Genomic DNA, 13,785 nt, shown 5'->3' with positions numbered 1-13,785 from the left:
CATATCACTCAAGTGAACAGTTTGAACATTGTTTGAACACATTTAATTAACAAATGTTACCGCAGTCTCATTAGTGAAAATGCCAACAAAATAGGTGAACTTGGTTGAGTTTGGTTCTAAATCTCCAGTTTTAAAGGGCTGGAGAAAGATGGGTGAAATATTTTGGTTACATTTTTGTAACTTGGCACGACTCTCGCTCTAGTGAGCAATAACGAAAAATTATTGTTCGAATAGAAAGGAGTTCTTAGTGTCGTTAACACTTGAGCAGGTAAGCAAATATGTTGATGGAGAGATGCACATCTCTGACGTCAACCTCACCTTTGAGCCGGGGTCGTTCAATGTTCTGCTAGGGCGAACTTTGGCAGGCAAAACCTCATTGATGAGACTCATAGCGGGGCTGGATCGCCCGACTTCTGGAAAGATATGGGTCAATGGTATTGATGTTACTGGTGTGTCTGTTCGTGACCGCAATATCTCGATGGTTTATCAACAGTTCATCAATTATCCCAACCTTACCGTATTTGAAAATGTAGCGTCACCATTGCGCTTGGCTGGAATGGCTGAAAAAGAAATAAACGAACGTGTTCATGCGACCGCTGAAATGCTGCGCATTACGGAACATTTACCGAAACATCCTTTAGAGCTTTCTGGTGGTCAACAGCAGCGCACGGCCATGGCTCGAGCTTTGGTCAAAGATGCTGAGATTATTTTGTTTGATGAGCCTCTCGTTAACTTGGATTACAAGTTACGCGAAGAGCTGCGCCAAGAGATGCGTGAGCTATTTGAAAGCCGTCATACGATTGCTATCTACGCAACCACAGAGCCCAACGAAGCGCTGGCACTTGGCGGTACAACCACCATTTTACATGAAGGTCGCGTGATTCAAACTGGCCCTACCGCCTCTGTCTATCACAACCCTGATAATGTTGATTCGGCAACGCTATTTAGTGAACCGCCAATTAATTTAATCTCTGGTCAAATCAATAGTAATGAAGTGACGTTTGATCAAAGCGCGCATTTCCCTCTCAATCAATCTCTCAGCAAGTTAGACAAAGGTGAGTATCAATTTGGTATTCGCCCAAGCCACCTGAGTTTGCTACCGAAGAACGATGATGATGTTGAGTTGACTGTTCAAGTTGAGGTGGCAGAGATCAGTGGCTCCGAAACCTTCCTGCATGTGCGCAACAGTCATCTGGATATGGTGCTTCACTTACCGGGCGTACACAGCTACGACGTGGATGAGACAATTAAAATCTACATCCCAATCCATAAGTTTTATGTTTTTGGTATGGATCAGAACCTTATCCATGCCCCAACTCGTGATGTTAGGGGGTAACGGTCATGGTTCAAATTACACTCAATTCACTCGCTCATACCTACGATAAGAAGCCAACGAGTGACTCGATTTACGCCATTAAAGAGATGAATCATGTTTGGAAGCAGGGCGGGGCATACGCGCTACTAGGCCCATCTGGTTGTGGTAAATCGACTCTATTGAACATCATTTCCGGATTAATGAGCCCTTCTCAAGGCGATGTGATGTTTGATGACATGCGCGTCAATGAACTAAGACCGCAAGATCGCAACATTGCGCAGGTTTTCCAGTTCCCGGTGATTTACGACACCATGACGGTGTACGACAACCTTGCGTTTCCACTACGCAACATGAAAGTGCATAAGGCCAAAATTCACTCCAAAGTCACTGAAATTGCTGAGATCTTAGAGCTAACCAATGTGTTATCAAAAAAAGCGCAGCATCTAACCGCGGATGAAAAACAGAAAGTATCGATGGGGCGAGGCTTGGTCCGCGATGATGTGTCGGCGATCTTGTTTGATGAGCCGCTAACCGTCATCGACCCACAATTGAAATGGAAATTGCGCCGTAAGCTTAAGCAAATCCATCAGCAATTCAATATCACTATGGTCTACGTGACACACGATCAGCTCGAAGCCTCCACCTTCGCTGATGAAATTGCCGTGATGTACAACGGCCAAATTGTGCAATTTGGTACACCCCGCGAGTTATTTGAGCGACCAAACCACACCTTTGTGGGGTATTTCATTGGTAGCCCAGGCATGAACTTAATGGAAGTCACACCCACTGAAAATGGTGTGAGCTTTGATGGTGTCGAAGTGCCGCTTTCTGAATCTTACCGTCATGCCGTTTCTCAAGCTGGTAGCCAAAACATCAAGATTGGTATTCGCCCTGAGTTTGTTCATGTATGGGAGAAAGGAAACGAGTCAGCACTGCGCTGTGATGTGCTGCATGTGGAAGATCTCGGGACTTACAAGATCGTCACCCTACAACTGGGCAACAAGCAGATTAAGGCTCGTTTGCAAGAAGATCAGCCAGTACCAAAGCAAGAGGCGTATATCAGTTTTCCGGAGCAATGGACCATGCTGTATGTCGATGAATTTCTAGTCAATGTAGGGGAAGCGTAATGGATAAGGTTTCAAACAACAAAGCGTGGTTTCTTGTCCTACCTGTGTTTGCGCTGGTGGCATTCAGTGCCATCGTTCCGTTGATGACAGTAGTGAACTACTCGCTACAAGATATTTTCGATGCGAATACGGCTTATTTTGTTGGTACGGAATGGTATCGAGAAACTTTGAATGACGAGCGATTGCATGGCGCCTTGCTTCGTCAATTTGGATTTACATTTACCATCTTACTGATCGAAGTTCCGCTCGGCATTATCGTCGCCTTGACCATGCCGACCAAAGGGCGTTGGTCTGCTTTCTGCTTGATTGTTCTGGCGATCCCATTGCTGATTCCACTAAACGTAGTGGGCACGATTTGGCAGATCTTTGGCCGTGCAGATATTGGCTTGTTTGGCTGGGCTCTCAATAGCTTGGGCGTTGATTACAACTATGCGGGTAATCCGATTGATGCTTGGCTCACGGTGATCTTAATGGACGTTTGGCATTGGACATCACTGATTGCTCTGCTTTGCTACTCAGGCTTGCGAGCGATTCCAGATGCCTACTATCAAGCGGCGAACATCGATCGTGCTTCGACTTGGTCAATCATCCGCTACATCCAGCTGCCGAAGCTGAAGAGTGTTCTGCTGATCGGCATCCTGATCCGGTTCATGGATAGCTTCATGATCTATACCGAACCTTTTGTTTTGACAGGCGGCGGGCCGGGTAACTCGACTACTTTCCTCAGCCAAACCTTGACCAAAATGGCGATCGGTCAGTTTGATATTGGCCCTGCAGCTGCATTCTCAATCATCTACTTCCTAATCATCCTATTGGTGAGCTGGGTGTTCTATACCGCAATGACGCACGGTGAAAGTAAGTAAGGAAACAACAATGGCGATGACAAAATCTACCTACACTCGATACACACAAATCGTCGGGTTAGCGTTCTACATCTTCTGTTTGATGCTGCCAATCTATTGGCTATTAAACATGTCGTTTAAAGAAAACCAAGAGATTCTAGGTGGGCTCAGTTTCTTTCCAGAAAGCTGGACGTTTAAGAACTACGCGACCATTTTCTCTGACTCCAGTTGGTACATGGGCTACGTCAACTCGATCATCTATGTGGTGATGAACATGGTGATCACCTTAACCGTAGCCTTACCCGCAGCTTATGCGTTTTCACGCTTTAAGTTTGTTGGAGACAAGCACCTGTTCTTCTGGTTGTTAACCAACCGAATGGCACCACCAGCGGTATTTTTGCTGCCATTTTTCCAGCTCTATTCATCGGTCGGATTGTTTGACACTCATATCGCGGTGGCATTGGCGCACTGTCTATTCAACGTGCCATTGGCTGTTTGGATCCTCGAAGGTTTTATGTCGAGTGTCCCACGTGAAATTGATGAAACCGCTTATATCGATGGTTACAGCTTTCCTAAATTCTTCGTGAAAATCTTTTTGCCGATGATCCGTTCGGGGATTGGGGTCTCGGCCTTTTTCTGCTTTATGTTCAGCTGGGTTGAGCTACTGCTTGCGCGCACGCTGACGTCGGTGGATGCCAAGCCGATCTCTGCCGTAATGACTCGTACAGTGAGTGCTTCGGGTATTGATTGGGGGGTATTAGCAGCGGCAGGTGTACTCACTATTCTGCCGGGTATTTTAGTTATTTGGTTCGTTCGTAACCACGTCGCGAAAGGCTTCGCGCTCGGTCGAGTATAAGGAGAAATATCATGGCTTGGATGGCATGGACCACCCCTTCAGCACTGTTCTTTTTGGGTATAGCGCTGATTTTGATCACGATGACAATTTTGGAAATTCGCACACCGTGTATTGAACGCAAAGGATTTTTACCGATCACCACAACACGCGGCGATCGTCTGTTTGTTGGTTTGTTGAGCTCTGCATTTATCCATTTAGGGTTTGTGGGGCTGACAGAACTTTCAATTTGGGTGCCATTTACGGTTTCCGTGATTTGGCTAAGTACAGTTTTGAAATGGGGATGAAGATAACTGAATGAGCATGTGTCGCCGGCCGTTTACAGGTAGCAGTTTCTGCAATTTGCAAGTATCGGACGTCGGCGTAATCAATAACGTAAGAAACGAGAATACTCACAACTGGAGTTACACAATAATGAAAAAGGATATCAAAAAGTCTTTCTTAGCACGCAGTCTCGCACTGTCGTTTACGCTTGCTGCTATGTCACCAAATGCGTTCGCGGATATGGCGGCGGCGAAAAAGTGGTTGAGTGATGAATTCACTCCGTCCACGTTGTCAGCAGCAGAACAGACGCAAGAGATGCAGTGGTTTATAGATGCTGCTAAACCTTTTAAAGGCATGGAAATCAATGTTGCGTCCGAAACCATCACAACGCATGAATACGAAGCGAAAGTGTTGGCGAAAGCGTTCTACGAAATTACCGGTATTAAGGTGAACCATGACCTTATTCAAGAAGGTGACGTCGTTGAAAAGCTGCAAACACAAATGCAGACGGGACGTAACATTTATGACGGCTACATCAATGACTCTGACTTGATAGGTACTCACTTTCGTTACGGTAAAGTTGTCCCTATTTCAGACTTCATTGCTGGTGAAGGCAAAAGCGTCACTAACCCATATTTAGATTTACCCGATTTCATCGGCTTAGACTTTACGACGGGCCCTGATGGTAAAATCTACCAGTTACCTGATCAGCAGTTTGCTAACTTATATTGGTTCCGAGCTGACTGGTTTGAGCGTGATGATCTTAAAGCAAAATTTAAGAAAGAGTACGGCTATGAACTCGGTGTACCATTGAACTGGTCTGCGTATGAAGACATTGCGGAATTCTTTACTGACAAAGTGAAAACCATCGACGGCGAGCCAGTATATGGTCACATGGATTACGGTAAGAAAGATCCATCGCTAGGTTGGCGATTCACTGACTCTTGGTTCTCTATGGCCGGTGCGGGTGACAAAGGTATCCCTAATGGTTTGCCAGTTGATGAGTGGGGCATTCGTATTGAAGGTTGTAAACCGGTTGGTTCTGATGTCGCTCGTGGCGGTGCAACCAATGGCCCAGCAGCCGTGTACGCAACAACCAAATACGTAGATTGGTTAAAACAGTACGCGCCACCAGAAGCTCAAGGTATGACATTTGGTGAGGCAGGCCCTGTCCCTGCGCAAGGTTCAATTGCTCAGCAAATCTTCTGGTATACCGCTTTTACCGCTGACATGACGAAACCTGGATTACCGGTTGTGAATGAAGACGGTACACCAAAATGGCGCATGGCACCTTCGCCACGTGGTCCATACTGGGAAGATGGCATGAAGCTAGGTTATCAAGATGCAGGCTCGTGGACGTTCCTCAACAGTACACCGCTTGATCGTCGCCAAGCTGCATGGCTTTATGCTCAGTTTGTGGTTTCTAAATCCGTCAGCTTGAAGAAAACCTTGGTTGGTCTAACACCAATTCGCGAATCAGACATCAACTCGCAAGCAATGACAGACATGGCACCTAAGTTAGGTGGTCTTGTTGAATTCTACCGTAGTGATGCACGTAAGCAGTGGACGCCAACAGGCACCAACGTACCAGATTATCCAAAACTGGCTCAGCTGTGGTGGCAATACGTTTCTGAAGCAGCAAGTGGTGAAAAAACGCCGCAAGAAGCATTGGATGGTTTAGCTAAAGCACAAGATCGTGTACTTCAACGTCTAGAACGTAGTGGTGCTCAGGGTGAGTGTGGTCCTCAACTTAATCCGAAGAAAGATCGTGATTACTGGCTGTCACAACCGGGTGCACCAAAAGCGAAACTGGCTAACGAAAAGCCACAGGGTAAAACCATCGCTTATAAAGATCTCATCGGACAATAATCAGAGACTCACGCTCTAAACGATGATCTATCCCTTCTACCCGCTCTCGTCTGATTAAGGCTTGAGCGGGTATTTTGATTCGAGCCAAATCATACGCTTATATTACTCCGCTAACCGCGCTGCTTGTGCTAGTCTCAACCCTAATTGCAGCAAGAATAGTGTGAGTGCATTTTGTTTACTGTCTACCATTCCAATCAAGTCGATGTATTAAAGTCTCTACTTGTAGAACTCGTCAGGTTGAACCCGTTAGAGAATCCATTTGAAGCCGAACAAATCTTGGTACAAAGCCCTGGTATGTCGCAGTGGCTGAAGATGGAACTGGCGAAAGAGTTTGGGGTGGCAGCGAATCTTGATTTCCCACTGCCAGCAACTTTTATCTGGAACATGTTTACAGAGGTGCTGCCAGATGTACCGAAGCGCAGTGCCTTCAATAAAGAGGCGATGACGTGGAAGCTGATGCACATCTTGCCTACTATGCTGAATCAAGCTGAGTTTGAGCCACTGCAACGTTATCTAGAGAATGATCAAGACAGCAGTAAACTCTATCAACTCTCGGAAAAAATCGCCGATATCTTTGATGGCTATTTGGTGTATCGACCGGAGTGGATCGCCAGTTGGGAAGCGGGGAAGCCAGTACTTGAACTGGAAGATGAGCACCCATGGCAGCCAATCTTGTGGCAGGCACTGTACGATCACACCGTCGCATTAGACCAATCGCCTTATCATCGTGCCAACTTGTATGAGCATTTTATCGATACGCTTGAGAGTTATAACGGCAGCTTTGATCATCTTCCTAAGCGTTTGTTTGTGTTTGGTATTACTTCTTTGCCTCCACGTTATATGGATGCACTAAAAGCGATTGGTGAGCACATTGATGTCCATTTGATGTTTACCAACCCGTGTCGTTACTACTGGGGTGAAGTGCGTGACAGAAAATATCTCGCCCGCTTAGCGGCTAAGCATCGTAAACACCTAGTCTGGAAAGAAGACCATTCTGAAATCGAGGGAGAATCTTCGCAGCTGAAAGGTGAAATCGAAGATAACCTCGAAGGTGAATTGCATACAGATGTGGTTGGTAACAGCTTACTTGCCTCTATGGGTAAATTGGGGCGTGACAATATGTTTTTGTTGTCCCAGTTAGAATCGCATGAAATTGAAGCCTTTGTAGAGGTAGAGCGCGATAGTCTGCTTCATCAATTACAGGCGGATATCTTTAATCTTGAAGAACACCAAGATGATCAAAAGCTCGAAACGAGCCAGCACAAACAGCCTATTCAATTAGACGACCTCTCGCTTTCTCTGCACGCTTGTCATAGCCCAATGCGAGAAGTTGAAGTACTGCATGACCAATTGTTGGCGATGTTTGATGCGGATCCAAACCTCAAGCCGCGCGATATTATTGTCATGGTGGCAGACATCAATGCTTATAGCCCGGCGATTCAGGCTGTGTTTGGTAACGCACCGGGCGAGCGCTTTATTCCATATTCGATTTCAGATCGCAGTGCTGATCAAGAAAGCCCAATTTTAAATGCCTTTATGCAGTTGGTGAATTTACCCAACACGCGTTGTTTGGCATCAGAACTCCTTGAATTGTTAGAAACGCCAGCGATTCTTGCTCGATTTGGTTTGAGCGAAGATGACTTTATTCAAGCGAAGCAGTGGGTTGAAGAGTCTGGTATTCGTTGGGGATTGAACGAAACGACTGGCGGTGAATTTGATTTGCCGGAAACCGCGCAAAACACTTGGCAGTTTGGTATTCAACGAATGCTGCTGGGTTACGCGATGCCAGAATCGGCAGGGCTATTTTTAACAGACAGCGGAGCACTGGCCCCATACAATGAAGTACAAGGTATGGGCGCAGAGCTGGCGGGTAAGTTGGCGCACTTTATTGAATGTGTTGAGCAATACCGTCATCAATTGACTCGTACTCAATCGATTGATGATTGGCGTGAAGTGCTGACTCTATTACTGGATGATTTCTTTAGTGTTGATCTCGAAGGTGAGGCAGCACTGAAATCGATTCGTGATACTTTGTCTGCGTTAAAAGAGCAGTTAATGGATGCTGCTTTTGATCAACCGTTAACACCTTCTATCGTCGCACAATATCTGCATAACAAATTATCGGGTACGCGTGTAAGTCAGCGTTTCTTAGCGGGGCAGGTGAACTTCTGTACCTTGATGCCAATGCGCTCAATTCCATTTAGAACGGTCTGCTTGCTGGGTATGAACGATGGTGTCTACCCTCGCTCTATGCCGCCTGAAGGGTTTGATTTAATGAATGGCCGCGCGAAACCAGGCGATCGATCTCGTCGTGATGATGACCGCTATCTTTTCTTAGAAGCCATATTGTCTGCGCAGCACAATCTCTACATCAGCTATGTTGGGCGCTCTATTCAAGACAACACTGAGCGAGTTCCGTCAGTGCTCGTGTCTGAGTTGATGGAATATTGTCACCAGAATTACTGTTTGGAAGGTGAATCTGATCTGGCTTGCGATACGTCCGGAGATAGATTGCTTGATATGCTCGTCACGCATCACTCTATGGTACCTTTTAGCCCATCCGCATTTGTCGGCCAGCAGGCCAGTTACGCCAAAGAGTGGTTACCTGCTGCCAATCGTCAAGGTAAGGGGAGTGGTGTATTCAACCGACAACTCGCTGACTTTTTACTCGATGTTACTTATCCGCTTGAGCTGGATCTGGTTGAACTGCAACGTTTCTGGCGCTTACCCGTGCAGTATTTCTTTAATCGCCGTCTCAAGGTGATGTTCGAACCGCCGCTTCCGGTAATGGAAGATGATGAACCGTTTGTTTTAGGTGGCCTTGAAAGTTATCAGATGCGCGACCAGTTGCTTGATGATCTTTTGTCGCATCAGTTAGCGGGCCAAAGTGATACTCAGAGGGTGATTGCCGAGTTTGTCGCAGAGCAGCGAGCGCAAGGTAAATTGCCCGTTGGTGCGTTTGGTGATATCGAATTTGAAACCAACCGAGCACAAACTGAAGAATTAGTCGAGAAGCTCAGTTTTCTCTGCCAATCGTTAGGCGATGATCTAGAGATTAAACTGACCTTTGATGTGCTTGGAGAAGGCAACAACGTTAACCTCACAGGCTGGCTCACTCAGCACTATCAATCGGGATTGATTCGTTTCCGTAGTGGCAAGATTCGCTCACAAGATTATTTATCTGCTTGGATTGACCATCTTGCAATGTGTGCGATGGGACAAGCCAAGCGCACGCATATGATTGGTTATGATCGCAAAGAGGGTGTCGTTCATCTTATCTATCCGCCAATGCAGGATGCGGCTCAAGCGAAGTCTTTGCTCGGTGAGTTGGTGGCACTCTTCTATCAAGGCATGACAGAGCCTTTGAGCTACTTCCCAAAAACCTCGTTAGCCTGTATTGAAGCGGGGTTCAGCCGCGGAAACTGGGTCGATGATGAAGAGAAGTCATTAAAGAAAATGGCAGACGCGTTTAACGACAGCTACATGGCTCCGGGAGAAGGTAACAATGCCTACATTTCGCGAATTTGGCCAAATTGGAATGAAGAGTTAGCACAGCAAACACGCACGATTGCGGTAAGAGTTATTCAAGCTGCTCGATTGGCTGCGAAAGAGGGTAGTGATCTCGAGTAGGAAAGTAGGTGGCCGCCAGTAAATCATTATTGTGTAGGGCGTTCGCTGTACGGCCACAGGTCAGAGGGACCATTATTCGGTGGTCTGTTGCAGCAATGGATGCTGCTCAACACGTGAGGCGCATACTAACGGCTAGAAGGATCTTCTGCTGTGAGAGGGATCGCATAAAGCCCTCACTTTTAACGGATTTTTATTAATAGTTAGCATTTTTAAGCCAGGATCACATTTGAATCGTGGCTTTACATTCGAAGGGCAATATTTTTATGACAGCATCGTCCGTGGTTACTCCGCTAAATACCATGACTTTTCCTTTGCATGGTGCTCGGTTGATCGAAGCATCCGCGGGTACGGGGAAAACCTTTACCATTGCTGGCCTCTATTTAAGACTGCTTTTAGGCCATGGTGACAGCGAAACGAAACATCAAGTTCCACTGACGGTTGATCAGATTCTGGTCGTGACGTTTACCGAAGCGGCCACGGCAGAGCTGCGTGACCGTATTCGCGCTCGAATCCATGATGCGAGACTGGCATTTTCACGCGGTCAAAGTAGCGATCCTGTGATTGAACCTTTGCTTGAAGAGGTCTCTGATCATAAACAAGCGGCTGAGATTTTATTGCAAGCCGAAAGGCAGATGGATGAGGCGGCGGTCTATACCATCCATGGCTTCTGTCAACGAATGCTGACCCAAAATGCGTTTGAATCGGGCAGTCGGTTTGACAATGAATTTGTGACTGATGAAAGCCACCTTAAAGCTCAGATTGTTGCTGATTATTGGCGACGTAATTTCTACCCACTGCCGTTTAATCTGGCGGGCGAAGTGCGCCGAATTTGGGGCTCTCCATCTGCACTACTATCTGAGGTGACGCACTACTTGACGGGTGCTCCATTAAAGCTGTCTGTTGAAGCAATGCAAGGTAGCTTGGCCGATTTGCATAAAGAGAACTTAGCGGGGATAGAGGCGCTTAAACAGCAGTGGCGAGCAAGCCAAGATGACTTCTTAGCCCTGATCAGTAATTCGGACATCAATAGACGCAGCTACACAAAAAAATCATTACCCACTTGGCTTGAAGTGGTTAATGAGTGGGCGAGCGCAGAAACGACAGGTTATGAGTTTCCTGACAAGTTAGAGAAGTTTGCTCAAAATGTGCTGCTCGAGAAGACGCCAAAAGGTGAAGCTCCAGTCCATGAGGTGTTCAGCGCGGTAGAGGACTTCCTTGCCAAACCTATCAGTTTAAAGGCGCCTATTTTGGCCCACGCAATTGAGCATTGCCGCGAGATGCTCGCCAAAGCGAAGCAACAGAAGCAGTGGTTATCGTTCGACGATCTACTGACCAACTTATCTGCATCTATTGATAATGACGAATCTCATCTACTCGCCGAGCGCATTCGAACCCTTTATCCCGTGGCGATGATTGATGAATTCCAAGATACTGATCCGCTGCAATACAGTATTTTTAGTCGCATCTATTTAGACAATCCTGAATGTGGCCTGTTTATGATTGGCGATCCAAAACAGGCGATTTACGGTTTCCGTGGTGCGGACATCTTTACCTACATCAAAGCTCGTAATCAGGTGTCTTCGCACTTTACCTTGGGCACTAACTGGCGTTCAAGTGCGGATATGGTTGCCGCGGTGAACCAAGTGTTTGAGTTGCCATCCAGCCCGTTTATTTATGATCAAGACATCCCATTTTTGCCAGTTAAAGCGAGTCCGAATGCGGATAAGCGCGTTTGGACCATGGCAGGCCAAAAGCAACCAGCGCTGACCTACTGGCTGCAAGATGCTGAAGAAAAACCGTTACCTAAAGGTGAGTATTTAAAAGCAATGTCGACCGCCACGGCGGATCAAATCCAAACCATCTTGTCTTGTGCACAAAATGGTGAGGCGCATTTTTCAGATGGTAAATTAGAACATCCAATAAAGGCTGGTGATATTGCGGTGTTGGTTCGTACCGGTAATGAAGGTCGAATGGTTAAAGAGGCATTGGCCAAGCAGGGCATAGCCAGTGTTTACCTGTCGAACCGAGACAGCGTGTTTACCTCGGTTGTGGCGAGTGATCTACAGCGACTACTGCAAGCGGTATTGACTCCAGAGCATGATAGAGCGCTGCGTGCCAGTTTGGCTTCTGAGTTGTTTGCGCTAGATGCAGGCACGCTCGATAAACTCAACAATGATGAGAATGAGTGGGAAAGTGCGATCAATGAATTCAAAGAGTATCGAAAACTTTGGGTTCAACGTGGCGTACTACCTATGCTGCGCAGTGTAATGAGCAAACGTCATATTGCTGAAAGATTGTTGGAAGAAGATAACGGTGAGCGAGCCTTGACTGACTTAATGCACATCGGTGAACTATTGCAGCAAGCAAGTATAGAGCTCGATAGTGACCATGGTTTGCTGCGCTGGTTAGCTCAAGCGATCAGCGATGCAGAAAATGGACTGGGTGGCAGTGATGACCAAATACAGCGTTTGGAATCAGAACGGAACTTAGTTCAGATCGTTACTATCCATAAGTCCAAAGGTTTGGAATATGACTTGGTCTTCTTGCCTTTTGTCTTGAGTTATCGTGAAGCCAGTGAAGCAAAATACTATGATGCTGAGCAAGACAGAACGGTACTCGACATTACCAAACAAGATGCCGCTTTAGCGCAAGCAGATAAAGAACGCTTAGCCGAGGATTTGCGATTAATTTATGTAGCATTAACTCGCGCCGTTTATGGTTGCTTTATTGGCGCTGCGCCACTGCGTAACGGTCGCTCTACCAAAGAACCGACAGGGGTTCACCATAGTGCGATGGGGTATTTACTGCAAGATGGTGAGCAAGGTGGCATTAGTGATTTGTCTAACGCAATCCAAAAGCAGGTCACAGGGTTAAGCGCTGTGGCGTGTTCATCTTTGCCTGAGGAACATGATGGGCCATTCGTTTTGGTCGAGGCAGAACAGACTGAATTGAATGCTCGAGAGTTAGCACAGCAAATTGATCGTCACTGGCGCATTACCAGTTACTCTGGGTTGGTTAAGCAAGGCCATTCCCATCACAGCGATGATGCGTTAACTGACTTGATGAAACTGGATGTCGATTCTTCTGGCGAGCAAGATGACGAAGAAATGCTGGAACCTGAGCAGACGATTTTCACCTTTCCTCGTGGTGCGCGCCCTGGTACGTTTTTGCATTCCCTGTTTGAGGAGGTTGAGTTTACTGAGCCTGCTAGTAGCGATGAGAATACGCAAACCATTTTACGTTTGATGGAAAGCGAACAGCTTGAAGAAAGTTGGCTACCCGTATTACAGACTTTGATTGATACCGTACTCGCCACGCCATTGGACGGCAGAAAGATGCTACTTAACCAAAAACAGCCAGCGCAACGTTTGGTCGAGATGGAGTTCTTACTACCGATCGAAGTGCTCTCTTCTCCGGCACTAAATCGAGTTATACAGCGTCATGATCCTTTGTCGGCTAAAGCGGGTGACCTCGGCTTTCAAACTGTGCAAGGTATGCTCAAGGGCTTTATCGATTTAGTCTTTGAAGACAGTGGCAAATACTATGTATTGGACTGGAAGTCGAATTATCTTGGCGACGATGTCAGTCACTATCATGGTGACGCGTTAAAAGCTGCAATGGCGGATCACCGCTACGATCTTCAATATCAAATATATGCTTTGGCGTTACACCGTTTTCTACGTAGTCGCTTACCTAACTACGATTACCAACACCACTTTGGTGGCGTCTATTACCTATTTTTACGTGGTATGGATGGCGAAAGTGAACATGGTATTTTCTCTGCAAAACCTAGCTTAGAGTTTTTAGATGATATGGACAGGTTAATTGATGGGTTACCGATTGACACTAAGTACAACAGCGCAGGTCAAGGAGAGTTAATTTAAC

At 46.5% G+C, this 13,785-nt stretch carries 8 protein-coding genes; all 8 read left to right on the top strand.

The features are described 5' to 3' along the window. The first annotated feature begins 247 nt into the window (after positions 1-247). Positions 248-1,336 carry an ABC transporter ATP-binding protein gene (locus GVO60_RS11250; RefSeq protein WP_159653981.1) on the top strand — a complete coding sequence of 363 codons (1,089 nt, stop codon included), beginning with the start codon at positions 248-250 and terminating at the stop codon, positions 1,334-1,336. A 5-nt stretch (positions 1,337-1,341) separates the two neighbouring features. Then, positions 1,342-2,442, top strand: coding sequence for an ABC transporter ATP-binding protein (locus tag GVO60_RS11245; RefSeq protein WP_159653978.1), 1,101 nt, complete (start codon positions 1,342-1,344; stop codon positions 2,440-2,442). Next, complete coding sequence (locus GVO60_RS11240; RefSeq protein WP_159653976.1) at positions 2,442-3,305, top strand: carbohydrate ABC transporter permease; 864 nt, start codon at positions 2,442-2,444, stop codon at positions 3,303-3,305. Before GVO60_RS11245 ends, GVO60_RS11240 begins: the two co-directional genes overlap by 1 nt. Before the next feature lie 16 nt (positions 3,306-3,321). Next, positions 3,322-4,140, top strand: coding sequence for a carbohydrate ABC transporter permease (locus GVO60_RS11235; protein WP_159654221.1), 819 nt, complete (start codon positions 3,322-3,324; stop codon positions 4,138-4,140). 11 nt (positions 4,141-4,151) lie between these two features. Then, positions 4,152-4,424, top strand: a complete 273-nt coding sequence (locus GVO60_RS11230; RefSeq protein WP_159653973.1) for a DUF2160 domain-containing protein — start codon at positions 4,152-4,154, stop codon at positions 4,422-4,424. A gap of 127 nt (positions 4,425-4,551) precedes the next feature. Then, entirely contained in the window at positions 4,552-6,270 is a 1,719-nt protein-coding gene (locus tag GVO60_RS11225) for an ABC transporter substrate-binding protein (protein WP_159653970.1), read from the top strand. A 171-nt stretch (positions 6,271-6,441) separates the two neighbouring features. Then, positions 6,442-9,900, top strand: coding sequence for an exodeoxyribonuclease V subunit gamma (gene recC, locus GVO60_RS11220; protein WP_159653967.1), 3,459 nt, complete (start codon positions 6,442-6,444; stop codon positions 9,898-9,900). Positions 9,901-10,163: 263 nt separating this feature from the next. Next, entirely contained in the window at positions 10,164-13,784 is a 3,621-nt protein-coding gene (gene recB, locus GVO60_RS11215; RefSeq protein ID WP_159653964.1) for an exodeoxyribonuclease V subunit beta, read from the top strand. Position 13,785: the final 1 nt, after the last annotated feature.

Origin of the sequence: Vibrio atypicus (genome assembly GCF_009811315.1) — a bacterium.
GTDB lineage: Bacteria > Pseudomonadota > Gammaproteobacteria > Enterobacterales > Vibrionaceae > Vibrio > Vibrio atypicus.
This window is presented reverse-complemented; position numbering and strand designations above follow the sequence as displayed.

Excerpts from the sequence above, each read along its gene's own strand:
- GVO60_RS11245 (WP_159653978.1), top strand. The coding sequence starts at position 1,342 with ATGGTTCAAATTACACTCAATTCACTCGCTCATACCTACGATAAGAAG.
- GVO60_RS11240 (WP_159653976.1), top strand. The coding sequence starts at position 2,442 with ATGGATAAGGTTTCAAACAACAAAGCGTGGTTTCTTGTCCTACCTGTG.
- GVO60_RS11235 (WP_159654221.1), top strand. The coding sequence starts at position 3,322 with ATGACAAAATCTACCTACACTCGATACACACAAATCGTCGGGTTAGCG.
- GVO60_RS11230 (WP_159653973.1), top strand. The coding sequence starts at position 4,152 with ATGGCTTGGATGGCATGGACCACCCCTTCAGCACTGTTCTTTTTGGGT.
- GVO60_RS11225 (WP_159653970.1), top strand. The coding sequence starts at position 4,552 with ATGAAAAAGGATATCAAAAAGTCTTTCTTAGCACGCAGTCTCGCACTG.
- recB (WP_159653964.1), top strand. The coding sequence starts at position 10,164 with ATGACAGCATCGTCCGTGGTTACTCCGCTAAATACCATGACTTTTCCT.